Source organism: Nocardia sp. NPDC056000 (assembly GCF_042269265.1).
Classification (GTDB): Bacteria; Actinomycetota; Actinomycetes; order Mycobacteriales; family Mycobacteriaceae; genus Nocardia.
Genome location: NZ_JBHJXS010000013.1, coordinates 209,031 through 233,798 on the forward strand (window position 1 = coordinate 209,031; position 24,768 = coordinate 233,798).

The 24,768-nt window shown below is 67.0% G+C and carries 21 protein-coding genes; 8 read left to right on the forward strand and 13 right to left on the reverse strand.

Annotation, left to right across the window (positions count from 1 at the left end; genetic code table 11):
* Positions 1–44 precede the first annotated feature (44 nt).
* The 4 genes from ACFC4D_RS34440 to ACFC4D_RS34455 form a co-directional block, all read right to left on the reverse strand.
* A complete protein-coding gene (locus tag ACFC4D_RS34440; protein WP_364638365.1) occupies positions 45–461 on the reverse strand; it encodes a MarR family transcriptional regulator in 417 nt (138 codons plus the stop codon).
* Positions 454–1,827, reverse strand: coding sequence for an MFS transporter (locus ACFC4D_RS34445; RefSeq protein ID WP_376069471.1), 1,374 nt, complete (start codon positions 1,825–1,827; stop codon positions 454–456). The genes ACFC4D_RS34440 and ACFC4D_RS34445 overlap by 8 nt, the downstream gene beginning before the upstream one ends.
* 50 nt (positions 1,828–1,877) lie before the next feature.
* Positions 1,878–2,789, reverse strand: a complete 912-nt coding sequence (locus ACFC4D_RS34450; protein WP_376069474.1) for a hypothetical protein — start codon at positions 2,787–2,789, stop codon at positions 1,878–1,880.
* A gap of 164 nt (positions 2,790–2,953) precedes the next feature.
* Positions 2,954–3,943 (reverse strand): zinc-binding dehydrogenase, encoded by a 990-nt coding sequence (locus ACFC4D_RS34455; protein ID WP_376069477.1) that lies wholly within the window; start codon positions 3,941–3,943, stop codon positions 2,954–2,956.
* 591 nt (positions 3,944–4,534) lie between these two features.
* On the opposite strand from ACFC4D_RS34455, the gene ACFC4D_RS34460 reads away from it, so the two are divergent.
* The 8 genes from ACFC4D_RS34460 to ACFC4D_RS34495 all read left to right on the forward strand — a co-directional run bounded on the left by ACFC4D_RS34460 (position 4,535) and on the right by ACFC4D_RS34495 (position 11,803).
* The gene (locus ACFC4D_RS34460) at positions 4,535–6,775 is read left to right on the forward strand and encodes an ATP-binding protein (RefSeq protein ID WP_376069480.1); all 2,241 of its coding nucleotides are present in this window, start codon (positions 4,535–4,537) and stop codon (positions 6,773–6,775) included.
* Positions 6,772–7,194, forward strand: a complete 423-nt coding sequence (locus ACFC4D_RS34465) for a roadblock/LC7 domain-containing protein (RefSeq protein ID WP_364638379.1) — start codon at positions 6,772–6,774, stop codon at positions 7,192–7,194. Before ACFC4D_RS34460 ends, ACFC4D_RS34465 begins: the two co-directional genes overlap by 4 nt.
* Positions 7,191–7,547, forward strand: coding sequence for a DUF742 domain-containing protein (locus tag ACFC4D_RS34470; RefSeq protein WP_375968411.1), 357 nt, complete (start codon positions 7,191–7,193; stop codon positions 7,545–7,547). Before ACFC4D_RS34465 ends, ACFC4D_RS34470 begins: the two co-directional genes overlap by 4 nt.
* Entirely contained in the window at positions 7,528–8,130 is a 603-nt protein-coding gene (locus ACFC4D_RS34475) for an ATP/GTP-binding protein (protein ID WP_375968412.1), read from the forward strand. The genes ACFC4D_RS34470 and ACFC4D_RS34475 overlap by 20 nt, the downstream gene beginning before the upstream one ends.
* Positions 8,127–9,380, forward strand: coding sequence for a cytochrome P450 (locus ACFC4D_RS34480; protein WP_375968413.1), 1,254 nt, complete (start codon positions 8,127–8,129; stop codon positions 9,378–9,380). The genes ACFC4D_RS34475 and ACFC4D_RS34480 overlap by 4 nt, the downstream gene beginning before the upstream one ends.
* Positions 9,377–10,600: a cytochrome P450 gene (locus ACFC4D_RS34485; protein ID WP_376069483.1), complete on the forward strand. Its 1,224-nt coding sequence runs from the start codon at positions 9,377–9,379 to the stop codon at positions 10,598–10,600. Before ACFC4D_RS34480 ends, ACFC4D_RS34485 begins: the two co-directional genes overlap by 4 nt.
* 91 nt (positions 10,601–10,691) lie before the next feature.
* A complete protein-coding gene (locus tag ACFC4D_RS34490; RefSeq protein WP_376069486.1) occupies positions 10,692–11,393 on the forward strand; it encodes a hypothetical protein in 702 nt (233 codons plus the stop codon).
* Between the two features lie 146 nt (positions 11,394–11,539).
* On the forward strand, positions 11,540–11,803 hold the full coding sequence (locus ACFC4D_RS34495; protein WP_375968416.1) for a GlsB/YeaQ/YmgE family stress response membrane protein: 264 nt from the start codon (positions 11,540–11,542) through the stop codon (positions 11,801–11,803).
* Here the strand turns inward: ACFC4D_RS34495 and ACFC4D_RS34500 are convergent.
* From ACFC4D_RS34500 to solA, 9 genes are all read right to left on the reverse strand, one after another.
* Complete coding sequence (locus tag ACFC4D_RS34500; RefSeq protein WP_376069489.1) at positions 11,776–12,660, reverse strand: class I SAM-dependent methyltransferase; 885 nt, start codon at positions 12,658–12,660, stop codon at positions 11,776–11,778. The genes ACFC4D_RS34495 and ACFC4D_RS34500 overlap by 28 nt on opposite strands.
* Before the next feature lie 17 nt (positions 12,661–12,677).
* The gene (gene car / locus ACFC4D_RS34505) at positions 12,678–16,184 is read right to left on the reverse strand and encodes a carboxylic acid reductase (RefSeq protein ID WP_376069492.1); all 3,507 of its coding nucleotides are present in this window, start codon (positions 16,182–16,184) and stop codon (positions 12,678–12,680) included.
* 104 nt (positions 16,185–16,288) lie between these two features.
* Positions 16,289–16,954, reverse strand: coding sequence for a hypothetical protein (locus ACFC4D_RS34510; protein WP_376069495.1), 666 nt, complete (start codon positions 16,952–16,954; stop codon positions 16,289–16,291).
* A gap of 99 nt (positions 16,955–17,053) precedes the next feature.
* A complete protein-coding gene (locus ACFC4D_RS34515; protein WP_376069498.1) occupies positions 17,054–17,848 on the reverse strand; it encodes an IclR family transcriptional regulator in 795 nt (264 codons plus the stop codon).
* A gap of 25 nt (positions 17,849–17,873) precedes the next feature.
* Positions 17,874–19,433, reverse strand: a complete 1,560-nt coding sequence (locus ACFC4D_RS34520) for a GMC family oxidoreductase (RefSeq protein ID WP_376069501.1) — start codon at positions 19,431–19,433, stop codon at positions 17,874–17,876.
* Complete coding sequence (locus ACFC4D_RS34525) at positions 19,430–20,974, reverse strand: APC family permease (RefSeq protein WP_376069503.1); 1,545 nt, start codon at positions 20,972–20,974, stop codon at positions 19,430–19,432. The genes ACFC4D_RS34520 and ACFC4D_RS34525 overlap by 4 nt, the downstream gene beginning before the upstream one ends.
* Before the next feature lie 36 nt (positions 20,975–21,010).
* Positions 21,011–22,510: an aldehyde dehydrogenase family protein gene (locus ACFC4D_RS34530; RefSeq protein WP_376069506.1), complete on the reverse strand. Its 1,500-nt coding sequence runs from the start codon at positions 22,508–22,510 to the stop codon at positions 21,011–21,013.
* Positions 22,504–23,631, reverse strand: coding sequence for an aromatic ring-hydroxylating dioxygenase subunit alpha (locus ACFC4D_RS34535; protein WP_376069509.1), 1,128 nt, complete (start codon positions 23,629–23,631; stop codon positions 22,504–22,506). Before ACFC4D_RS34535 ends, ACFC4D_RS34530 begins: the two co-directional genes overlap by 7 nt.
* Positions 23,628–24,767, reverse strand: a complete 1,140-nt coding sequence (solA, locus tag ACFC4D_RS34540; RefSeq protein WP_376069512.1) for an N-methyl-L-tryptophan oxidase — start codon at positions 24,765–24,767, stop codon at positions 23,628–23,630. The genes ACFC4D_RS34535 and solA overlap by 4 nt, the downstream gene beginning before the upstream one ends.
* Position 24,768: the final 1 nt, after the last annotated feature.

Consider the following 24,768-nt stretch of genomic DNA (forward strand, 5'->3'; position numbering starts at 1 on the left):
TGCGCACCCGGCCCACCATACGGGCCGAAGCGCGCGGCGTTAAGTCACTCCTCGAGCTTGCGGAGCAGTTCGGCGAGTGTGCGCAGTTCGTCCGGGGTGAGCGCGGCGGCCGCCGCCGGCGCGGGATCGGGCGTGGCGAGCGCGTCCAGTACCAGCTCGCGTCCGGCCGGAGTGAGCGAGACCAGTTTGACCCGCCGATTGCCGGGATCGACCTCGCGCACCACCAGTCCGCGCTCCTCGAGATCATTGACGTTGACGGTCGCCGCGGGCGCGTCCATGGTGGCGGCGTGCGCGAGTTCCTTGACCGACAGCGGTCCCGGCAGCAGCCGCTTCATGATGCGAAACCTGCTGAACGGCAACCCGGTTCGCTCGACGACGGCGCGTTTCCAGCCGTCCCGGGAGTCCATCACCAGGTGGGTCAGCTGCCGCCAGACCTCATCGGGGGTGGGCGTGTCAGACATGTGCGGGGACCTTCTGTTCGAGCAGGGGTGCGACGCGGTCGCGGGTGCGGTACGCCCACGAGGTGTTCGCGGCCACGCCGAGCATGGGCACGGTGACCGCGAGCGCGGCAATGGTCCACCACAGCCCCGCTCCGGTGAGCGCACCACACAGTGCCACACCGAGGCTGACGCCGACCTGACGGCTGGTGGAGGCGACCGCGGCGGCGGCCCCGGCGCGATCGAGCGGCATACCGCTGACCGCGGCGGTGGTGATGGGCGCGTTGACCATGCCGAAGCCGATACCGAACACCGCGAACATGATGATCAGCTGCCACTGCGGGGTGGCCGGGGCCAGCCGGGTCAGCGCGACCGACGCGATCGCCATCAGCGTGCCCGCGATGACCAGGGACGGCCGGGTGCCATAGCGGCCGACCATGCGCCCGGAGATGGGCGAGAAGATCAGCATGCCGATCGCCATGGGCAGGTACAGCAGACCGGTGTGCACGGCCGAGAACTCCCGTGTCCCTTGCAGATACAGCGAGATATCGAACAGGAACGCGCCCAGTGCCGCGAAGGCGCACACCGCGGTGATGGTGGCCGAGGCGAACGGGACGCTGCGGAAGAAGCGCAGATCGATGAAGGGCGTGGGATGCCGCGACTCATGCCAGAGGAATCCGGCCAGCGCGGCGGCGGTCAGCGCGAAGATGACGGGTTTGTGCTCGATCAGCCCGAACACCAGGGTGAACATGAAGGCGATGGCCAAAAGCTGTCCGGCCCAATCCATTCCGCGCGGTTGACTCGACTTGGATTCGGGCACGAAGAGCGTGGTGAGCACCAGGGCGACGGCCACGATGGGCAGGTTGATCCAGAACACCGACTGCCAGCCGAGCGAATCGATGAGCAGTCCGCCGACCAGCGGTCCCATGGCGGTGGAGATGCCGACCACCGCGCCCCAGACGCCAACGGCGCGTGCGCGTTCCATGCGCCCGGTGAAGACCGTGGTGATGATCGACATGGCCACCGGATTCAGCATGGAACCGCCGATGGCCTGCAAAAACCTTGCGCCGATGAGGATTTCGATGGTGGGCGCGAGGCTGCACAGCAGTGAGCCCAGCGCGAAGGTGAGCAGCCCGATGCGGAACACGCGCTTGCGGCCGATGCGGTCGGCCATCGCGCCGGACAGCATGAGCAGGCTGGCCAGGGTGAGGGTGTAGATGTCGACGATCCACTGCAACCGGGTGAGCGGTGCGCCGAGATCGGACTGGATGGTGGGGATGGCGACGTTCACGATCGTCGCGTCCATGGAGGAGATCAGCAGGCTGAGGCAACAGGTGATCAGGATGAGCGTCTTGCGCTCTTTGCTGAGTTCCCCAATAGCTGTATTCACACAACGATTGTGAAACTAAAACTATTCGATGGCAATAGCTGTGTGCCAGGTCACCGCTGAGGTGCGGGTCCGCCCGCCGGACCGGGCTGGCCGGGCAACATTCCAGCCAGGCCGGGCATCGCCGCGGGAAGACCCGGAACCGAGTCGAAGAAGTCGGCAAGCGGGGCGAGCGTCCCGCCCAGCGGTGCCAGGAAACCCGGCACCGGGCCGAGGACACCGGAGAGGGTCTCCAGCACATTGGTGAGCGGTCCGAGTTCACCGGCTTCGGCCGCGAGCACATCCTCGGTCTGCTCGGCGGCGCTGCCGTAGGTGTGCGCGGTGACGGTGAAGCCCGAACCGAAGGAGGCCGAGGCGACTTCCGGAACGCCCGTATCCGCCCAGCCCCATTTGGTGCCCTTGATATGCGGCAGCCGCGAGGTGCCCCAATCCTGCTTGGTGCCATCGGCGGCGGTCGTACTGGCCTGCTCCATCCAGTCGAGGATGGGACTGTCCGGATCATTGCGGACCTTGGCCAGCAGGAAATCGGCCATATCGGCGGTGCTGGTGGAGGACATGCCCCAGTCCGCGCCGCCGTGTGTGGCGGGGAGTTCGTATTCGGCGGCGACCGCGTCGATGGCTCCGGGATATTTGGCCGCCATGGCGTCGGCCGCGGCATCGTCGGAGTAGCGAATCATGCGCTCCCCCAACTCTTTATCCTGCGGAGAACCGTCGCCGTGCCGGAGCGCGTAATCGGCGAGGTAGAGCTTGGCGATGGACAGCCCGCCGCGCGATTCGGTTTCGTTCTCGGTGCCCCACTTCATGCCCGGCACGATCGAGCGCAGTGAGATCGCCGTGCGCGGGGGCACCTGCCGATGTTCGCCCGGCTGAGGCTCGTGCGGTTTCGGCTCCTGCGCCGCCGCCGGGGCCGAGCACACGCAGACACCCACCGCGACCGCACCGATCAGCCCTGTCCAGTAGCCCATCGCAACCTCCGCGTCGAGCCCCGCCCGCCGTCCAGCTTGCCCGCCGCCGCGCCTGGGAACTGGGAAAACGCCCCCGACACGCCGACTGCCGGGGCCGACCGCGGCGCTCTGGCGGCGATCGACCCCGGCAGTCGGTCCGAATGGACGGCCCCGGCGCTATGCGATCAGACGGTGAGGATGGTGCGCCCCGCCGCGGCCCGGGATTCGATGGTGCTGTGCGCGGCGGCGGCATCCTCCAGGGCGAAGCGCTGCCCGATGACGACCTCGAGGCGTCCCGCGGCGGCTTCGGCCTGAACGCGGTCGTGCAGTGCGACCCAGTCGGTGCCCGCGGCGGTGATATCGAAGAGGGTGAGCACCGTGATATCGCGCGCCGCCGCGGCTTCGGCGTCGACAGCCGCGAATCCGCCTGCCGCATTGCCGTATCCGAGCAGGCGCCCACCGGCGACCAGGGCCGCCACGCTGTCTCCGCCGATCCGCCCGCCCGCGCCGTCGAGCACCGCGTGCACGCCGCCGGTGATTTCCCGGACCTGATCGACCCAGTCCGGCCGGGAGTAGTCGACGACCGCTTCGGCCCCGAGTCGTTGCGCCAGTGCGAGTTTCGCCTCACCGCGCGCCGCGGCGATGACGCGGGCCCCCGCCGTGCGGGCGAGCTGGATCAGCAGGGTGCCCAATCCGCCTGCGGCAGCGGTGATCAGGACCCATTCGCCCGCGCGCAGTTCGGCGCGATCGGCAACGGCCAACGCGGTGCGACCGTCATGCACCAGGGCCACCGCCTGATCCAGGGTCAGATCCTCCGGGACGATCGAGAGGGTGTCGGCCTTGGCCAGCACCTTCTCGGCGTAGCCGCCGGTCGGTGTGCCGCTGGCGATTCCGCTGTCGGCGGTGGGGGTGGCGACTCGGCGGCCGATCCATTCCGCGTCGACGCCGGGGCCCACCGATTCCACCACGCCGGACACCGCTCCGCCGGGGACGAACGGCGGATGCACCGGGAAGTAGTCGCGACCGGCGCCGCTGCGCAGCATGGTGTCCAGGAACATGACGTCGGCGGCGGCCACCGCGACCACCACTTCACCGGCTCCCGCCACCGGATCGGGCACCTCATTCACCGCCAGCACTTCCGGATCTCCGAATGCCTTGGCTTCGACAACGCGCATCGCCCTAACCTTTCCGCCGTACCGGATAACTGACACCACCCTCCAACCTCAACATTGGTTCAGGTCAAGCGGTGCTGCGTTATCGCCGGTGTGATGCGTACTACAGGGAGCGGTCTACGGTGCCCGGGCCGCGGCCGTACCGGGCACCCGCGCTCCGCTGACAGCCCGGAAATGAATCGCCCCGACCGCCGGACATTCGACCCCCGCCGGGGCGTCATCAGTTGAACATTTCCGGTCAAGTTCGGTCGGGCGGTGTGTGTTTGCCGTGGTGTGACTGCGGGGCCGGACGTCGAGGCGATCGCGGCAGCTCACGATCACCGGGCGCGACGGCATCGGTGGTGCGGGCGTGAGCAGGTCGAAAACTGATTCTGTACAGCCGATTACGGCCCGGCGACGGTGGTCCCAACTGACGGGATAGCGCGTTGCCTGGGCGTTCGCGCTCGGGTAGCGCCGGACATGCCGGACGCATATGCTCGTCCGCTAGATCCGAATCCGCTTGCCGGTGCACATATTTGGCGTGCTCCGCCATCGAGCGGATGCGGTCGCATCGTGGAACTCGCCCCGGTGCACATGCGTGCGGAAGTGCAAAGCTTGTCGGAGTCATCGAATCCCAGGGGATCATCGAATCCCAGGGGCGGGGAGCCGGATACCGTCGACGGTGCACGGCTGCCGTTCGGGACGCTGCTGGGATGTGCCGCGGTGACCGCGATCGCGGTGGGCGGCACGGTATTCGCGGCCCCGGACGATATGCGGATCGCGGTCGGAATCGGCGGCGGTATCGCGGCGGTGCTGCTGTGCGCGGCGATCACCGCGGCGGCCTATTTCCGGTCCTTGGCCGGGCGTGCGGGTCAGGTGGGCGATACCCGGGCCGGGCACGCCGAGGCGCGGACCGCGGCCGTCATCGCCGAGGCGGAGGCGCGACTCGCGGACGGGCAGCAGCGAATTCAATCGCTCACCGAGGCGGTCGCGGTCAAGACGCGTGAGGCCAAGGAGAGTGAGAATCGGCGCGCGGCGGCCATGGCGGCGTTCGCGGGTGCGGCCGGTCGTATGCAGGCCATGAGCACCTCCATGCTCGCCGAACTGCGCGAGATGGAGCATCGGCACGCCGATCCCAAGGTGCTGGCCGATCTGCTCGAGCTCGATCACCGCACCGCGCAGGCGGGTCGGCTCGCCGACAGCGTCGCGGTATTGAGTGGTGCGCGCTCCGGACGCCGGTGGGCCAAACCCATTGCCATGGAATCGATTCTGCGCGGGGCCATGGGCCGTGTCGCGGGTTACCAGCGCATCCGGTTGCGGGCGGTCACCGATATCGCCGTCGCCGGGCACGCCGCCGAGGGCGTCATGCACGCGCTGGCCGAACTCCTCGACAATGCCTGCAATTTCTCGCCGCCGACCACCGAGGTGCACGTCTACGCCGCGGAAGTCCCCGCGGGCGTGGTGATCACCATCGAGGACAGCGGCCTGGTCATGAGCGAATCCGCCCTGCGCCGCGCCGAAGCCACCGTCTCCGGCAAATCCAATCCCTCGGGACTGGGCAACCCCGGCTCCAATCCCGCGGCGGCCCCGGGCATCTCGGACCTGTCCTCCCTCTCCGGCACCCGCCTGGGCCTGGCCGTCGTCGGCTACCTGGCCCGCAAACACGACCTGACCGTCTCCTACCGCCCCTCCGCCATCGGCGGCACCGCTGTAGTCGTGGTCGTCCCCCGCGAACTCACCACCCGCATCGACCGCACCCCCGGCGCCCTCTCCGCCATCCCCCTCCCCGCCCGTCTCCCCGCCGACCTCCCTCCCGCCTCACCCCCGCGCTCCGACACCATCCCGGCCCTCATGACCGTGGACATCACCACCACCGCCCCACCTCAGGCAGCCCCCCGCCCCGATTCCCCGAACGCCGACCCGAACCCCACCGGCCCGATCCCACGCCGTGCCGAAATCCATTCCGGCCCAACACCGGACACGTCATCGGGCGAGCGGGCGCAACCTGCGGACAGCAGTGCCGCCGAGCAGGGCAGCACCCCGGCGGCCGCCATTTCCTCTGGCGCAATCGGATTCGCCGGGCCCGAACGCGGCGGACAACCTGCGGGCAGGCCGGGAGCACCGACTCCCGGCGCGGTGCCCGATCCCTCCCGCGCACCCGAGCCCGTCACCAACCCCAACGCCAACGCAGCTAACCGGGCCCCGGGACAGCGCACCACAGCGTCCAACCCGGGTGCTCCGTTGCCAATCCCCTCCGGCACAGCCGAATCCGCACCTGTCGTGCGATCCGGCCAGCACACCGGCGGGGTGCCGGTGGGTACCGTGGCAGGACAGGACAGGGCGGCGACACCGTGGTTCCGAGAGACCGCGCCGAGCCCCGCCTCGGAGCGCAATAGATCCAATGCCGCTGCACCACATGCTGATTCAATTCCCACGCCCGCCGGTAGCGGAGTACAACCGGCAGGGTCCAGCGGCCAGCACCCCGGTCCCGTCGGTTCCGGTGGCTATCACCCCGGTTCGGCACCCGGATTCTCCGGTAGCACTTCGGTTTTGCCGGATCGCATGTTCGATTCCGGTGACAAGAGCACTGCTGTAAAGCCTTCCGCGCCCGCCGGATCGACTCCTGCGGCCCCCGGCTCGGCAGCCCCACTCCCCTCCGGATTGCCGCGCCGCGTGCGGGGGCAGACCCTCGCGCAGGTGCATCCCGAGGGGCTCGCTGCGCCCGAAGCGCCTCCGCGCGGGGTGGCGCGGCCGGTGTCGCCGGGCGCGCTGGGGGCATTTCAGCGAGCGGTCAACGGGCGCGAGAATGCCGGTACCGCAATACCTTTCCCGTCGGCCTTGGAGAGCGATAAATGATCCCGTCCGCCACGCAGCTGGGCTGGCTGCTGGAGCAGCTACTCACCCGTACCCCGCGCGCCAGGCATGCCCTGCTGCTGTCCGGGGACGGGTTGAAGATCTGCCACACCCCGGAGCTGGCCAATGACAGCGCCGATCAGCTGGCGGCCATCGCCGCCGGTATTCAAAGCCTTTCGCACGGTGCGTCGGTGGAGTTCGGGGATGGGCGCGGCGGTGTGCGCCAGTCCATGACCGAGTTCTACGGCGGCATCCTGTTCATCGTGGAGGCGGGGGTGGGCGCGCATATCGCGGTGGTCGCCGCCGAGGACGCCGACGCCGGACTGGTCGGCCACAATATGCGCGAACTGGTGGAACAACTGGGCGAGCACCTTGCCGCGCAGCCGCGGGTGCGCGATCCCCGGGGAGCTGGCGTGTCGTGACCAGGCCAGACGAGGATCCGGATCGGCTCTACACGCTGACCGGCGGCCGCAGCCGACCGGATTCGGATGCCTTCGATCTGGTCACCCTCGTGGTGAGCGAATGCGATCCGGCGCCGGGCATGCAATCCGAGCATGCCGCGATTCTGGAGATCTGCCGCTCCCCCACCGCCGTGGTGGAGATCGCGGCGGAATTGCGACTACCGGTCGGCATCGCCACCATTCTGCTGTCGGATCTGCTGCACGCGGGCAAGATCACCGTGAGGCATCCGCGGTATGACCCTGCCTCGCAATGGCATTCGCTGCCCGACACCACCACCCTGGAGAAGGTGCTCGTTGGACTCCGCAATCTTTGACCCTCGGCCGTCCCGCGCCGCCGCACCCCTGCACGCCTCCGCCAGCAATGGCCTCAAGATCGTGATCGTCGGCGGTTTCGGCGTCGGCAAGACCACCATGGTGCGCGCGGTCAGCGAGATCCGGCCGCTCGATACCGAGGCCACCATGACCCAGGTGGGCGTCGGCGTCGACGATCCGGCGGGTTCGCCCGGAAAGTCCACCACCACGGTGGCTTTCGACTTCGGCCGCATCACCATCGACGCCGAACATGTGCTGTATCTGTTCGGCGCGCCCGGACAGGAGCGGTTCTGGTTCCTGTGGGACCGGCTGTTCACCGGCGCGCTGGGCGCGATCGTGCTCGTCGATCAGCGCCGAATCTCCGACTCCTGGTACGCGATCGACCGGCTCGAACATCAGCGCACGCCGTTCATCGTGGCGTGCAACAACTTCGGCGCGGACTTCGATCCGCGCGAGGTGCGCGAGGCGCTGGATCTGGATCCGCACGTCCCGCTCATCGATTGTGATGCGCGGCAGCGTGATTCCTGTAAGCAGGTGCTGATCACCCTGGTCGAATACCTCTACACCCCGGAGACGCTGTCATGACCTCGCCCGAGCCCGCCGCCTGCCCGGTGCGGCCGGGCGTCGTACCGCTGAGCGGCCCGCGCTTCCACACCGATCCGCACCACCTCTACAACGATATGCGCCGCGAACACGGCGCGGTGGTGGCGGTGGAACTGCCCGGCGGCGTGCCCGCGTGGCTGGTCATCGGCTATCGCGAAATGCATCAGGTCACCAATAGCCCGGAGTTGTTCCCGCGCGATGTGAGCCTGTGGAATCAATGGGGCAATATCCCCGAGGACTGGCCGCTGCTGCCGATGGTCGGGCAGCCCATGCCGTCCATCTACTTCACCGCGGGCGCGGAACATCGCCGCCATCTCGCCATGGTGGAGCCCGCGCTGGAATCGGTGGATCCGTTCGAATTGCGCAGGGTCTGTGAGAGTTTGGCCGATCGGCTGATCGACGCCTTCTGCGGTCGCGGCTCCGCCGATCTCATGGCCGAGTTCGCCGAACCGCTGCCCGTGCTGACCTTGGCCGCGCTGCTCGGCTTCCCCGATTCGGACGGCCCGCATCTGGCCTGGTCCATGAAGGTGATGGCCAATGGCGGCGCGGACGCCCAGGCCGCGCATCTGCAATTCATGGGTCATATGCAGCGCCTGGTGGCGATGAAGAAGGCCATGCCCGGTGACGATCTGACCTCGCGCATGCTGGCGTATCCGACGCCGTTCACCGATGAGGAATACATCAACGACCTGATGGCGATCACCGCCGCCGGGCATCTGACCACCTGTGACTGGCTCGGAAACTCGGTGCGGCTCATGCTCACCGACGATCGGTTCGCGGCCGCGCTGGGCGGTGGCCGCCGCAGTATCAGTCAGGCCATGAACGAGGTGCTGTGGGAGGAGTCCCCGACCTCGATTCTGGCCGGGCGCTGGGCGGCACGCGATACCCGCCTGGGCGACAAGACGATTCGCGCCGGGGATCTGCTGCTGCTGGGTCTGGCCGCGGCCAATACCGATCCGCATGTGCGCCAGCATGTTTCGGAGGGTATGCAGACCGGCAACAGCGCGCACTTCGCGTTCAGCCACGGTGAGTATCGCTGCCCGTTCCCGGCGCAGCATATCGCCGAGATCATCGCCCGGACCGGTATCGAGGTGCTGCTGGATCGGCTGCCCGATATCGATCTGAGTGTGCCCGCGCGGAACCTGATGCGCCGACCGTCTCCATTCATGCAGGGAATGTCTTCTCTCCCTGTTGTTTTCAGCCCAGTTCGTGCCGTCGGAGGTTTCCAGTGAGTTCCGCATGCCCACACGCCATCGCCATCGATCCCATGGTCTCCGATCTGGCCGGTGAGACCGCGCGCCTGCGCGAGGCCGGTGCGGTGACCCGTATCGAACTGCTCGGGGTGCCCGTCTGGACCATTACCGAGCATGCCCTGGCCCGTCAGCTGTTGACCGATACCCGCCTGGTGAAGGACATCAATTCCTGGGGGCTGTGGACCTCGGGCGTGGTGACCCGGCAGTGGCCGCTGATCGGCATGATCGATGCCGGGCGTTCGATGTTCACCGTGGACGGGGCCGAGCATCGCCGGTTGCGCATCAAGACCACGCAGGCGCTGACCCCGCGCCGCCTGGAGGCGCTGCGGCCGTCGATCGAGGCGCTGGTCGCGGAATTGCTCGACAATCTCGAGGCCGCCGCGCGCGAGGGCGAGGTGGTGGATCTCAAGCAGGTCTTCGCCTATCCGCTGCCGATGCGGGTGATCAGCGAGCTCATGGGTGTGGAGCCGGGCGATCAGGCCATGCTGCTGGACTGGTACAAGAAGTTCTTCTCCATGATGACCCCGCAGGATGAGCGGCTGCGCGTCATCGACGCCATGGACGTGTACTTCACCGAGATGGTGCGCCGCAAAACCGCTTCTCCCGGTGACGATCTCACCAGCGCGCTGATCCTGGCCGATGAGGGCGGCGATCCGCTCACCGAGGAGGAGGTGGTCGGCAATCTCAAGGCGCTGGTGGCCGCCGGGCATGAGACCACGGTCAGCCTCATCGTGAATACGGTGCGCGCCTTGCTGACTCGCCCCGAACAGCTGGAGGCGCTGCGCAGCGGTGATGTGGACTGGAAGCAGGCCATCGAGGAGACGCTGCGCTACGACGGTCCCGTCACGCATCTGCTCATGCGCTTCGCCACCGAGGATATTACGGTGGGCGACACCGTGATCGAGAAGGGCGAAGGTGTGGTGATCTCCTACCGCGCCGTCGGCCGCGATACCGCCGTGCACGGCGCGGACGCCGACGAGTACGACATCACCCGCACGACCGCGAACCGCAATATCTCCTTCGGCTACGGCCCGCACATCTGCCCCGGCGCGGCGCTGGCCCGCTTGGAAGCGGCTATCGGCCTGCCCGCCCTCTTCGAGCGTTTCCCGGGCCTCAAGCTCGCGATCCCGGACGAGGAGATCACCCACCTGCCGGTCCTGACCCAGAACGACGTGGCCGCTCTCCCGATCAGCATCTGAGCTCCGGCGGCCGATGCTCGAGGCATCGGCCGCCGTACTCGCCCACCGCACCTCCCGGAATTCGCGGCAACCGCCTGGCATGCTGTGGCGCGTGATGACCAAGGGAGCGATTTCAGCGATCCTGTGCGCGGTGCTGCTCACCACGGGTTGCGGTGGCACCAAGAGCGATTCCGGCGCGGGTTCCGGTACCCCGCAACCGAGTACGCCCCGCGATCAGCTGCTATTGAGCGCTTCGGAGTTCCCGCCCGGCACCAAGCCCCTGGACATCCCCGCCGATAAACTGCGCTCCAGCGTCACCGACCTCGGCGACATCATGGCCAACTCCACCGTCACCCCGCCGGATTGCCGTGGCCCGCAAGTGGATCTGGCCGCCCTCAGCAACGATCTGCTGAGCACTTCCGCCATGTCAGCCGCCGCCACCGAGAACATGGACATCTACATAGAGTTCGTCTCCCCCAAAACCGCCGACCTGAACCTCATGATGGACACCAACACCAAGTGCGCCCACCTGAGTTCGATCAGCACGGTCGACGGCCAACAGGTCGAAACCAAGGTGGATATGGAAAAACTCCCCGCCACCCTCGACGGAGTCGATTCGGTCGCCTACAAGGCCACCAGCACCTCCGCCCTCCCCGGCACCCCCGCCACCACCCGCACCGCCTACCAGGGCTGGGCCACCCTCCGCGGCCTCACCATCGCCGCCCGCTCCGCCGCCCTCTCCGGCACCCCCGACCAAGCCGCCTTCCAAAAATTCTTCGCCGCCGCCGTGGAGAAGGTCCGCAACTCGAAATAGGGCTGCCGCGCACGGACGCAACGGGATTCGGCGGTGATGGCAGATGTTCACGAACCGGACGCGCTGATGTCGGGCGACACGCTCTTCTGGGCGGTTTGTTTTGCTACCGTCGAGTTCGCGACATCCGCACGGCTAGGAGCATTGCCATGGGCATTATCGCCATGATCATCATCGGCCTGATCGCCGGCGCCATCGCCCGGCTCCTTGTTCCAGGTAAGGAAGATTTCGGGTGGATCGCCACGATCGTGCTGGGGATCGTCGGCGGGTATGTCGGCGGTACGCTCGGCAGTCTGGTGTTCGCACCGCATAAGTTCAGCGTGCATCCGCCGGTATCGCATACCTTCCTCGGGGCGATCGTCGGCGCGGTTATCGTGCTGGTCATCTACAAGTTCGTGAAGGCCCGGGTCTGATCCGCACCGTGCGTGGCGCGCAGTACGTGAGGCATGTTGCCGGACTGCGGGTTTCGTGGTGTGCCGAACAAGTCGGCGATGATGTCGGGGGCCGTGTGGTCCTCGATATCGGTGTAGCCCAGGCCGTGCAGTAGCTCGGCCATATCGGCGGGCGTGAAGTAGCTCAGGAATGGTTCGCCGACCGCGCCCACGCGGGCGGCGCGGGCCTCTAGCGCCGCGCGTTCCTCGGCGGTCTCGCCCGGGCAGAGGTAGTCGAAGATCACCTGTGCGGTATCCGCCTGTCCGGCAATGTAATCCAGGGTGCCGAGAATGGCCTCGCGGGTGAGGTACATGATGACGCCCAGCCAGACGAATACCGCCGGCCGGGTGCGATCGAAACCCGCCGCGCCCAAACCCGCTGCCAGGGTGTTGGTTTCGAAGTCGACGGGGACGTAGGTCACCGATTCCGGTACGGGGATATCGGATTTCGCCAGTTGGCGGCGCTTCCACGACTGGGTGTCGGGATGGTCGACTTCGAAGACCCGCAGCTCGGGGTAGGGATTGCGATAGGCGAACGTGTCCAGGCCCGCACCGACGATGACGACCTGCCGGGTGCCGGTGGCGACGGCCGCCGCGACGGTGTCCTCGGCAAAGCGCGCACGGGCCGCGAGGAAGATGCGGCGACGCCGATTCAGGTCCGGATCCTCACCCGGCCGGGTGCTCGGTGTCGCGTGCCGCTGTGCGACGACCGTCGCGTCCACGCCCAGAATCCGCACCGCCAGTGGATCGGTGAAGATGCGCGGCTCATCGGCGAACTGGTGGTAGGCGCGGGCGTACGCGGTGGCGAGGGCGGTCCGGCTGGGTTGACCGTTCTCCATGGATCGAGCCTTTCGGGCTAGAGCAGTCCGCGCAATCGCAGATCGGTCACGTATTTGCGGATCAGTTCCGGTGTCAGATGCGGGATATCGCGGTCCGGGCCGATCTCGGCATCCTGTACGGCCGCGTGGAATCGCTTGGCGGGCAGGGCGGAACCGGGAATCGGCAGGCCGGGGTACCGGTAGGCGTGCAGCAGCGGCAGCACCGACGCCTGGCGTTGCGGTTCCGGTAGTGCGCGCAGCGCGGTGTCGAAACGGGTGAACCAGTTGTCGTAGTCGTCGAGGCGGTCGATGGCGTTGCCGTCATCGATCAGCCAGTCGACGAAGGTGTCCAGGGAGATGCCGTCATCGTGCGGGTTGAAGACGTCGAAGGTCTGGAAACCGGTGCTGTCCGCGCCGAGTACGGTGATGGCCGCCGCCGTGAAATCGACGGGCAGCCCGTCGTAGTGCGCGCGCTGCCGGTTGCCCTGGGAATCGGTGCGGTAGAAGGACTTCGGCGCGATCCCGGTGGCGAGCAGGCTGAGCAGCAGGCGGCTGAACATATCGGTGAGGTTGAACTGGCCCGCGTAATCGCTGTGCGCCAGAATCATATCGGAGCGGAAGACCGCCACGGGCAGGCCGAAATGCTCGTGCGCCTCGCGCAGCAGCACCTCACCGGCCCATTTGCTATTGCCGTAGCCGTTGGCATATCCGTCGCCGACCCGGCGTTCCGCGCTGATCTGGCGAATATCGGCGTCCTCGTCGAAGAGTTCCGGATCGACCTGATCGGCGACCGCGACCGTCGACAGATAGGTGACCGGCTTCATACGCGAAGTCAGTGCCAGCCGGATGATCTCGGCCGTGCCCGCCACATTGGGCTCGAACAGGTGGTTGTACGGCAGCACGTGATTCACCAGCGCGGCGGGATGCACGATTGCATCGACCTGCTCGGCCAATCGATCCCATTCCGGCTGTGAGAGACCGAAATTCGCATCGCCGATATCACCGGCCAGCACGATCAGATGACGGTCGGCCAGTTCGCGGTATTCGCGCAGCAGCCCGGCATCACCCGAATCGAACGCGGCATCGAGCCGCGCCCGAGCCGCCGCCGGGGTGCTGCCGCGCACCAGGCAGATGACCGTGCCGTCCGAATCAGCCACGCGCCGTAGCCATTCCAGGCAAAGGAAGCGGCCGAGGTAGCCGTTCGCGCCGGTCAGGAATACGGTGCGCGGCGACTCGGCGCTACCCTCCAAATCGGTGGCGGCCGCCAGTGTCGCGGCATCGATGAACTTGTCCAGGGTCAGATCAGCGGCGCGAATGCTGTCGCCACCACCGTGCACGGTCGCGGCGGTAGGACGTTGCGATCCCGAAGCACGCTGCTGCTCTACATAATCCGCGAGCGCGGCCAGATCATTGGCCGGGCTGACGATCACGCTCACCGGCACATCGACACCGAGGATATCGGTGAGCAGCGTGGCGAAGGACAGCGCCGAGAGCGAATCACCGCCGAGATCCGCAAAATGCGCATCGGGCCGCAAATCACCCGCCGCACAACCCAATAGCGCACCGGCGGCGCGGCTGACGGTCTCGAGCACAGGCCGGTGCGCCGCGTCCTGGCGCAGCGCCGCGAGCTCATTCGCCTGTGCGGCCGCGAGCTCGGCGTACAGCTCCTCGAGCCGCTCCCCGTAGCGCTCTTTCAGCTTGGGCCGCAATAGCTTTCCGAGCCCGGCGAGCAGCCCGTTGTCCATGGTGAACGGCTCGGTCTCGATGAGGAACGCCCGCGGAATCTCATACGATTCCAGTTCCGCCTCACGCGCCAGCCGTTGCAGCGATTCGTTCAACGCTTCGCGCAGCGCCGCACTGGTGGCCGCGTCCGGCCCGGCGGCCAAGGCTTCCTCGGTCGGCACGATCACGGCCAGCAGATACGCCCGCTCACTATTGCCGTACACGTAGATCTGCCGAATCAGCGGACTGGTGGCGTACACCGCCTCCAGCTTCGCGACGGTGACGAACTCACCCTGCGACAGCTTGAGCACATTATTGCGGCGATCGACGTAAACCAGTTCGTCCGTGCCGATTTCGGCCACGATGTCACCGGTGCGATAGAACCCGTCGGCGTCGAAGATCTCGGCCGTGATATCCGGGCGCTTGAAGTAGCCCGGAATCATGACGGTGGTCTTGAGCAGCAATTCCCCACGCGGATACGGCTTATCGGTGCCGTAGTACCCCAGCTCCGGCACATCGACCAGCCGGTAGTCCAGCACCGGCGGCCGGGCCAGCCGATTGTCGAACAGGATGCCGCCGCCCGCCTCGGTGGACCCGTAGCCATTGTGCAGCTCGAGTTCCAGCAGCGATTCCATGAAGGTCTTCATTTCGGCCGAGATGGGCGCGCTGCCCACCATCACCCCGAATATCCGTCCGCCCAGCACGCGTTCGCGCAGTTCGGTTTTCACCTCGCGCACGGCGTCATCGCGATCGGCTCCGGCCGCGACCCGGCCGCCGACCTCGCTCAGGAAGCGCTGGAACACCATGTCGCACACGCGCGGTACGAAGAAGAATTCGGTGGGCCGCACCAGCGCGATATCCTCGAACAGCGTCGAAAGATCGCTGACCGCCGCGAAATACGCGGTGCCACCCCGGGACAGCGCACCGAGCAGTGACAGCCGCCCCGCCACATGACTCATCGGCATGTAGCTGAAATTGATTGCGGGAATGGGTGATTGCGCAGCGCCACCGGTCCACATGGCGTTCACCAGCCGCGCCGGATACATGGCTCCCTTGGGCGCACCGGTGCTCCCGGAGGTGTAGATGAGCAGCGCCAGCGCCTCGGAGTCGACCGGGACGGCCGCGACCGGCGGCAGCGAGCGCCCGCGCTCCAGCACCTGTGCCAGCGTCTCGATCGCGATCGAGCTGCCGTCCCGCAGCAGTCGCGCCCGCGCGGATTCCAGTGCGGCGCGGTGATAGTCGTCGTCGGCATGGAAGTCGATGACGATCACCGCGGGCGTCAGTCCCTCGGGAATGGCCGTCAGCGCAGCGTCCAGCAATTCCAGACTGACCGCGAGCACCCGCGGCGCGGTCTCGGTGAGGATCGAATTCCACTGCGCCACAGCCGCACTCGCCTGCAATGGCACGCAGACCAGCCCGGAGAGCTGGCACGCCAGATCAACGGTCGTGTAGTCGGCGCTGGTGAACCCGAGCGTGGCCACGAATTCCCCGGTCCGCACCGGATTCGGATCGTCCCACCACGCGGCCCGCAGCGCGCGGATCCCCGCCGCCAGCTCGGCGTAGGTGATGGTGTCGTACCGGTCCACCGGCCGCCGCGTCTGCCGCCCCTGCGCATCGGTGACTACCTCGTACGCCCGCTCCCCCAGTGCGGGGCGCTCGGCATACCGTTCCAGCACGATCGAGATGATCTCGGCGGGCGCGAGCCCGGCCCGCCGAATCTCCGCATTGACCTCGTCACTCTGCAGTGCCGCACCAACCTGCGCATCGGCCAGCAGATTCGCGATCCGCTGCCTGCGCTCAGCCTCCGACGTGCCAGTGTCCACGACGACCCCTCAGACGTTTAGCATAGCTAACCAGATTACGGTGCGCCCGCAACCCCGGAATGTCAAGCATCCCCGCTATTCGCCCGAAAAATCACGCGTGTCCGCTATCTCCCCAGCAGATCCGCCACCCGCACCAGCGGCGCGGCATGCGCGAAGATCATATTAGGATCGCGCAGTTTCCCGGATACCGCTGTGCAACTGAGCAATTCCGCCCCCACCAGACTCCACGGCGGCACCGCGCCGGCCATTTGCGCATCGATCAGCGCCGGACCCACCAGCGCCTTGGCCGCGACCGGATCCCCGCACTTGATCCGGAACCGCGAATCGAACGAACCATTACCGGTGGCGGTCGGCTTATCGCCGAAGATCGCCCGCCCCAGCTGGGAGAACGCGCCGCGCGGCTGTATGGAGATGGCCGGGTACGGCCGATGCAGCAGCACCATCACCGCGATGAAGTGATGTGTGGTCCACGTGGTCGAGCCGTCACTACCCGAGGACGACCCGTGTTCGGTGTCATAGGAGTATTCGGCCACCGTCACCGGACGTCCGCCCAGCCAACCGGTCATGGTCACGCCGAGCCTGCGCCGCCGCAGCCCCGGCAGTCGTGCGGCCCACCCGGCGCTTCCGCGCACCTGGAATGACCAGCCCTGCGCGACCGCCCAATTCCACAGCATCTCCTGCCGCACCCGCTCGGCGCGCGCGGCCGCCGACGCCAGCGCGACCGCGAACACCACCGCGCCCAGCAGCATCAGCGCGATAATCCCCACCACGGCGACTCCCCTCCGCGTTCCACCGATCTCATTTGTCGGTGAATCCTGGCGAGTCGATCTTGCGGAGCGCTTAACAGTCGCCTGTCATGGCCGCGCGACTCAGCCGGTGTAGCCGAGGCGGCGCGAAATGGTGTGCGCGGAATCGATTGCCTGGCGCGCGGTTTCGGGGAATCGGGCGGGCGGCAGCCGGTAGGACGGCCCGGAGACGCTGAGGGCGGCGATGATTCGGCCGTCACTGTCGCGGATGGGGGCCGCCACCGCGTTGAGCCCGATCTCCAGTTCTTCCTCACAGGCGGCCCAGCCCTGGCGGCGAATCTGCTCGAGCTGGGTGCGCAGCGCGGGAAGTTCGGTGATCGTATTGGGGGCGAAGGAATCCAGGCGGCGGGACAGGTGGGTGCGCAGTTCGGTCGCGGAGAGTTCGGCGAGCAGCACCTTGCCGCTGGAGGTGGCGTGCGCCGGGCAGCTCTGCCCGACCCAGGTGCGCAGGGCCACGCCCGCGGAGCCGACGGCCTCGGCGACATTGACTATGCGGTCACTGTCCAGGATGGCGATATTGGTGGTCTCACCCAGACGCACCGCGAGTTCATCGCACACGTCCTGACTCTGGCGCGGCAGATCCATATGGGCGCTGGTGGAACCCGCCAGCCGCACGATGGTGAAGCCGAGGCGGTATTTGCCGCGCTCGGAGAGCTGTTCGACATAGCCGCGCGATTCCAGCACGGCGATGAGCCGGGACACCGTGGATTTGTGCACCCCGAGTTCGGCCGCGATCTCGGTGACCCCGGCCGCCCCCAGTTTGGCCACGATCTCCAGGGCGGTCAGCGCGCGGTCGACCGACTGCACCGCCGCGCCTTCCTGGGATTTGCCGGACCCCTCGCCCGCTCGGATAGCCATAACGATTCCAGTGTAGGTGCCGAGATCACCGCCCCGCCGCCTTGATCAGGTCCGCGCACTTCTCCCCCATCGCCATGATGGTGATATTCGGGTTCACGGCGGGCAGTTTCGGCATGGCGGAGGCGTCCACGACGCGGAGGTTTCGCACACCCTTGACCCGTAATTCCGGATCCAGCACCGCCATCGGATCATCCGGTGCGCCCATCCGGGCGGTGGCCGCCGGGTGATAGACGGTGTTGTGCGTGCGGTGCATGTAGTCGATGAGGTCGGCGTCGGTGACGGCCTCGGGACCGGGTGCGAGTTCGCGCGCCACCCAGTCGCGCAGCGGGGATTGTTCGGCTATGCGCCGCGCCAATCTGATGCCGTGCAACATGACTCGCTCATCGTGCCCGTCCGGATCGCTGAAGTAGCGCGGGTCCACGCGCGGTTTATCGCGGAAGTCGCGGGACCGCAGGCGTACCGTGCCGCGCGAAAGTCCCTGTGTCACATTGGGTGTGAGGCAGAAGCCGTTCTCGGTGGTCGGATAGCCCCAGCGCACGGTGTTCATATCGAAAGGCACACTGCCGTAATGCATCATGAGATCGGGCTGGCTCAACCCGTCCGCGGTGGTGGCGAACAGGCCGATTTCCCACCATTGCGTGGAGCTGGTGACCATGGGCCGCGACGCCTCCCAGAACACCAGACCCTCGACGTGATCATCGAGGTTGGAGCCGACGCCGGGCGCATCGGTCCGGACTCGAATTCCCATATCCCGCAGGTGGTCCGCGGGTCCGATGCCCGACAGCATGAGCAGTTTGGGGGTGTCGATGGCCCCGGTGCTGATGATCACCTCGCGCCGCGCCCGCACGGTGTCGAAGCCGGTCAGATCCGGTCGGCGGTACCGCGCGCCGATCGCGGAATCGGTGTCGTCGAACAGGATTTCGCTGACCCAGCACCCGGTCCGCACCTCCAGGTTCCGCCGCTGCCCGATAATCGGGTGCAAATAGGCGTGCGAGGACGACATGCGGTTGTTGTCGCCATCGGCATTGATTTGGAACCAGCCCGCGCCATTGCGGACGGTGGAACCCCGATTGAACTGCACCGTAGGCAATCCCACCCGCGCGGCCGCCTCCAGCACGGCGTAGCCGCACGGATCCTTGGGCGGGATATCCAGCAGCCGCACCGGTCCACCGCGCCCGTGCTGTGCACCGGGCGCGTCATTGTTCTCCAGCTTGGTGACGTACGGCAGCACTCCCTCCGCACCCCAGCCTGCCGCGCCGAGAGCCTCCCACTCATCGAGGCCCTCGGCGGGCGGCCAGAACGCGATACACGAGTTGTGCGAGGAACATCCGCCCAGCACCTTGGCGCGGGCATGCCGCAGGAAGCTGTTGCCGGTCGGCTGCGGTTCCACCGGATAGTCCCAGTCGTAACCGGATTCGAGCAGCAGCATCCAGTCGGTCAGCCGCCGGATCTTGTCATCGCCGATATCGGATGGCCCGGCCTCGACCAAACACACTGTGACCGAGGGATCTTCGCTGAGCCGCGCGGCGACCACGCATCCGGCGGAACCGCCGCCGACGATGACGTAGTCGAAGGTATCGGTCATGACGCCGCCTCGGCGGCGGGCGCGGCATGTGAGGCGAGCACGCCGATGACGCGAATTCCCCTGAGCGCGTACCAGATCAGGCCCGCGCCCAGAATCGCGCCGATGTAGATGAACGCGCCCCAGGTGTTGTACCAGGGCCCGCCGTAGACGGCCTCGCGCGGCCAGGCCAGGTTGATCGCCATGCCCAGACCCCACAGCACCGCAACGATATTCACGAACATCCCCCAGCGGCCCATGCTGAAGTAGCCGTTCTCGGCGAGGTCGCTCGGCGGCCAATTGCCCTTGAACCGCTGCCACAGCATCGGCCCGGTGACCATGAGATACGCCAGGTAGATCATGATGACCGCGATCGACGTCAGCACCGTGAACACCTGCGGCTGACCGATATTCACCACCAGGATGAGCGCCGACAGCACGCCGATGATCACCGCCGGGACGACCGGCGCGGAATGCTTGACGCTGAGTTTGGCCAGCCGCTCGGAGAACGGCAGCGCGTTATCGCGAGCCATGGCGAAGGTCAGCCGAATCCCGGCGGTGTGCACCGCCAGCGAGCACACGATCACCGCGATCACGATGCACACCAGGAACACTCGCCCGAGCCAGCCCGTCATGACCTGCTGCACGATGTATTGCAATCCGCCGTCGGTGGTCCCGAGCTTCTCATCGGACAGATTCGGCGCGGCCATCACCGCGAAGACCAGGATCGCGCCGCCGATGACGAAGGAGGCCAGCAGCGCGCGCAGAATCGCCTTGGGCGCGGTGCGCCGCGGCTCCACCGTCTCCTCACCGAGCGAACTGGCGGTATCGAACCCGTACATGACATAGCCCGAGGCCAGCGAGGCGATGAGGAAGGCGCTCAGATACCCGCCGCTCTGCCCCGCGCCATAACCGTTGGCGGAGAAGAACACACTCGGACCGCGCGTCACGTGCAGCCCCAGAATGATCGCGATCAGCACCGCGGCGATGAGTTCGATGAATACCCCGGTGCTGTTGATCCGCGCCATCAGCTTCACGCCGAAAGCGTTGACCACGGTGGTGAATACGATCAGCACGGTGCCGAGCACGACCGCGTTGGTGGCGTAATCGTGCTCGCCGGTCCCGTCCCCGATGATCTGGAATCCGCTCCATAATCGGGGCAGATTCAACTGCAACGCCAGCACCACCGCCGACAGTGTGACAATCGACGCGGTCAGCATGAGCCATCCCGCAGACCAGCCGACCAGCCTGCTGCCCAGCTTCTTCGACCAGTTGTAGACCGATCCGGCCACGGGATATTTCGCCGACAGTTCCATGAAGCACAGCGCCACCGCCAACTGCCCCAGGAACACCAGCGGCCACGACCACAGATATGCGGGACCGGCTGTGCTGTAACCGAAATAGAAGAGCTGGAAGGTGCCGGTCAGAATGGAGATGTAACTGACGCCCGCGGCGAAACTGGAGAATTTGCCGATGCTCCGGCTCAGGGATTCCCGATAGCCGAATTCTTCCATGCCGTGGTCGCTCGGTGCTGCGGAGGGAGTGGGGGGACGGGTGGTCGTCATGACGGCCCAACTTTCGAGAAAAGCAGCGGAACATATTCAGTTGTCGGCGGCGAACCATCCACCCACCGCGGGTGCGGTGTTGTGCCAGATGTGTTTGGTTTCCTGGTATTCGGCCAGGCCACTGGGGCCGAGCTCGCGGCCGGTGCCGGAACGGCCGAAGCCGCCCCATTCGGCCGCGGGGGTGTAGTAGCCGAAGTCGTTGAGCCACACCGTGCCGTGGCGCAGGGCGCGGACCATGCGCTCGCCGAGTGCGGTATCGGCGGTGCGCACACCCGCGGCCAGGCCGTAGGCGGTGTCATTGCCCAGTGCCAGCGCCTCGGCTTCGGTGCTGAAGCGTTCCACGGTGAGGATGGGACCGAAGGTCTCCTCCTGCACCAGGCGCATCCAGCGGCGGCAATCGTCGAAAATAGTTGGCGGGTAGTAGCTTCCCTCGGCGAGCGCGGGGTCCGCCGGGCGTTCGCCACCGGTGATCAGCGTCGCGCCCTCCGCGATGCCCAGGGCCACATAGGCTTCCACCTTCGCGCGATGCTGTTCGGACACGAGCGGACCGGTCTCGCTGGCGGGGTCCAGGCCCGGGCCGATGCGAATGCGCTCGGCCCGGCGCGCCAGTTCGGCGACGAAGCGGTCGGCGATGGACTCGTGCACGATCAAACGCGTTCCGGCCGAACAGACTTGGCCCGAGTGCAGAAATACCCCGGTCAGCACGGCATCCACGGCACTGTCGAAGTCGGCGTCCGGGAAGATGATGTGCGGGTTCTTACCGCCGAGTTCCAGCGCCACCCGGGTGATGTGGGTGGCGGCGGTGCGGGCGATGGTCGCCCCGGTCTGCGCGCCTCCGGTGAAGGAGATCAGGTCCACGTCGGGGGTGTCGGTGAGCGCGGAACCGACTGTCGCACCGCTGCTTTGGATGAGGTTCACCACGCCCGTCGGCACCCCGGCCCGGTCGATCACATGGACGAGCGCGATGGTGCTGAGTGGTGTGACCTCGCTCGGCTTGGCCACCATGGTGCATCCGGCCGCCAGTGCGGGTGCGATCTTCCACGACATCTGGAGCAGCGGATAGTTCCACGGTGCGATGAGCGCGCACACTCCCACCGGTTCACGCACCACGCGGCTGATGACCGCCGGATTCCCGGTATCGATGAGCCGATCCGCCTGGGTACTGGCCAGATTCGCGTAGTACCGGAAAACCGCGATCACATCGTGGATATCGATATAGCTCTCGCGCAGGGTCTTACCGGTATCGAGGGTTTCGATGTGCGCGATCCGATCCCGCTCGGCATCGAGCAGTTCGGCAATGCGCAGCAGATAGCCGACGCGCTCCGCCAGCGGGGTCTGTGGCCAGCCGCCGGTATCGAAGGCCGCTCGTGCGGCGGCCACGGCGGTGACGGCGTCCGCGCGATCGGCCTCGTCGATGGTGACGATCACCGAACCGTCGGCCGGATTGACTATGTCCCGGGTGCCGCCGCCCGCGGCGTGCACCCATTTGCCGTCGATATACAGATTCGGCGCACTACAGAGCTCTTCGCCTAACATGATTCGCCGATCTTCTTGCGGGTCCACTCGTGGAATTCGGCAATGTGATGTTCGGCCGGCACCAGTACGCCGCCCTTGCGATAGGCGCGCGAGGACATGGCGGGCTGGGTACGTTCGCACGCGGCGAAGTCCTGTTCGTTCACCCTGTGGAACAGTTCCACGGAATGGTCGAGCACACCCCCGGATTCGATGACATCGGGTGCGTACAGCCAATCGCATTCCACAATGGTGCGATCATGCGCCATCGGGTACATGCGGTGGAATATCACGTGGTCGGGCACCAGATTCACGAAGACGGTCGGCCGAATGGTGATGGCGTAGTACTTGCGATCCTGTTCGGGAGCCAGGCCGGGCAGCGGATCGAATCCGGCGCGGCCGTCGACGGTGAATCCGTCGATGCGATCACCGAATTCGGCTCCGTGGCCGACGTAGTACTGGGCCGCGAAACCGCCCGCGAACTCGGGTAGCACCTCCACCAGCTCCGGGTGGATCGTGGCGCAGTGGTAGCACTCCATGAAGTTCTCGACGATGAGTTTCCAATTGGCCGCCACGTCGTAGACCACCCGTTTGCCGACGGCCAGTTCCGCCATGTCGTAGTGATCGATGGCGGCCGGATCGCCGAGGCGGGCGGTGGCCGCGCCCATCACCTCGGTCTCGAACGAGGGCGGATCATCGGCGAGGCAGACCCAGGCGTAGCCGAGCCATTCCCGCAGGGCGACCGGAATCAGACCGTAGGCGACCCGATCGATCGGAGCTCCCGAATCATCTTGGAGGGAACCGAGATTCGGTGCGGCGATCAGCTTCCCATCCAGGCCGTACGTCCACGCGTGATACGGGCAGCGCAGATTGCGCCGCACCTGACCTTCGGATTCGGTGCAGATCATCGCGCCGCGGTGCCGGCAGATATTGAGGAAGGCGCGCAGTTCGCCATCGTGGCCGCGCACCACCAGAACGCTCTCCCGGCCGACCTGCACCCGCCGGAACGCGCCCGGGTCGGCCAGATCGCCGGAGCGGGCCGCGCAGAACCACATCTGTTCGAAGATGTGCTCCTGTTCGGCGGTGAAAACGGCCGGGTCGCAGTAGTACTCACCGCCGAGGGTGGGGATGAGATCCGAGGTCACAGGGTCACCAGCCTTTGCGGGGCGAACAGATCGATGGGGTGCCGGGTGCCGCCGGTCATGGCGAGCTCGGCCAGGATCTCGCCGACCACGGGCACGAATTTGAAACCGTGCCCGGAGAATCCGCAGGCCACGGTGACGGCGGTATGCGCCGGATGCCTGGCGATGACGAAATGCTGATCGGCGGTGTTGGCGTACATGCAGGTGGCGGCGTGCAGCAGGCGTCCGGCCAGGGCGGGCAGCAATTCGGTTACCCGGCTGCGCATTTCGGTCACCTCCTGCGCGTGCACCTCGCGATCGATGGTGTCCGGGGTGCACACGATGCCCTTGCGGAAGAACGCGGTTTTCACGCCGCCGTCCGTGCCGTCGATGGCGGGGAAGCCGTATATCTGTGCGCCCGCGTCGTTTTCGGCGATGTAGATGGGATCGCGTTCGAATTTGGCCGCGCCGATCACCGGCTCCAGCCAGTACATGACCTGGCGCTCGATCTCGATGCCGACGCCCAGGTCCGCCAGTAGTTTCGGAGCCCAGGCACCGGGGCAGATCACCAGCTGCCCGGCGGTGTGCACACCCGTGGCGGTGGTGACGGTGACTCCGCCGCCGGACTCCTTCCAGTCCTGCACCTGTTCACCGAAGCGCAGCGTCGCGCCCGCCCGTGCGGCGAGTTCGAGGTGTGCGCCGACGGTCAACTCCGGTCGCGCGAAGCCCGCCTGTTCCTCGTACAACCCGATGAAATGCGGCTCTGGCGCGAAATTCGGGAAGGCTTTGCGGATTTCGGCGGCGTCCATCACCTCGTGCGGTAGCGACCAGGCCCGGGAGGCGCGCAGGCTGCCCGCGACCGTGAGACTCTCCGGCGGGCCGACGTACAGACCGCCGGTGAGGCGGTACACCTCATCACCGGAGTCGCGGGCCAGCTGCTCCCATAACTCGTAGGAGCGCAACAGGAGTGGAACGTACGCCGGATCCTCGAAATAGGACTGGCGAATGATGCGGGAACCGCCATGACTGGAGCCCCGATTGTGCGCGGGCGTGAATCGCTCCAGCCCGAGTACCCGGTACCCCTGTGCCGCAAGGTGATACGCGGCGGCACTGCCCATACCGCCCAGGCCGATGACGATGACATCGTAGGTGTCGGACATG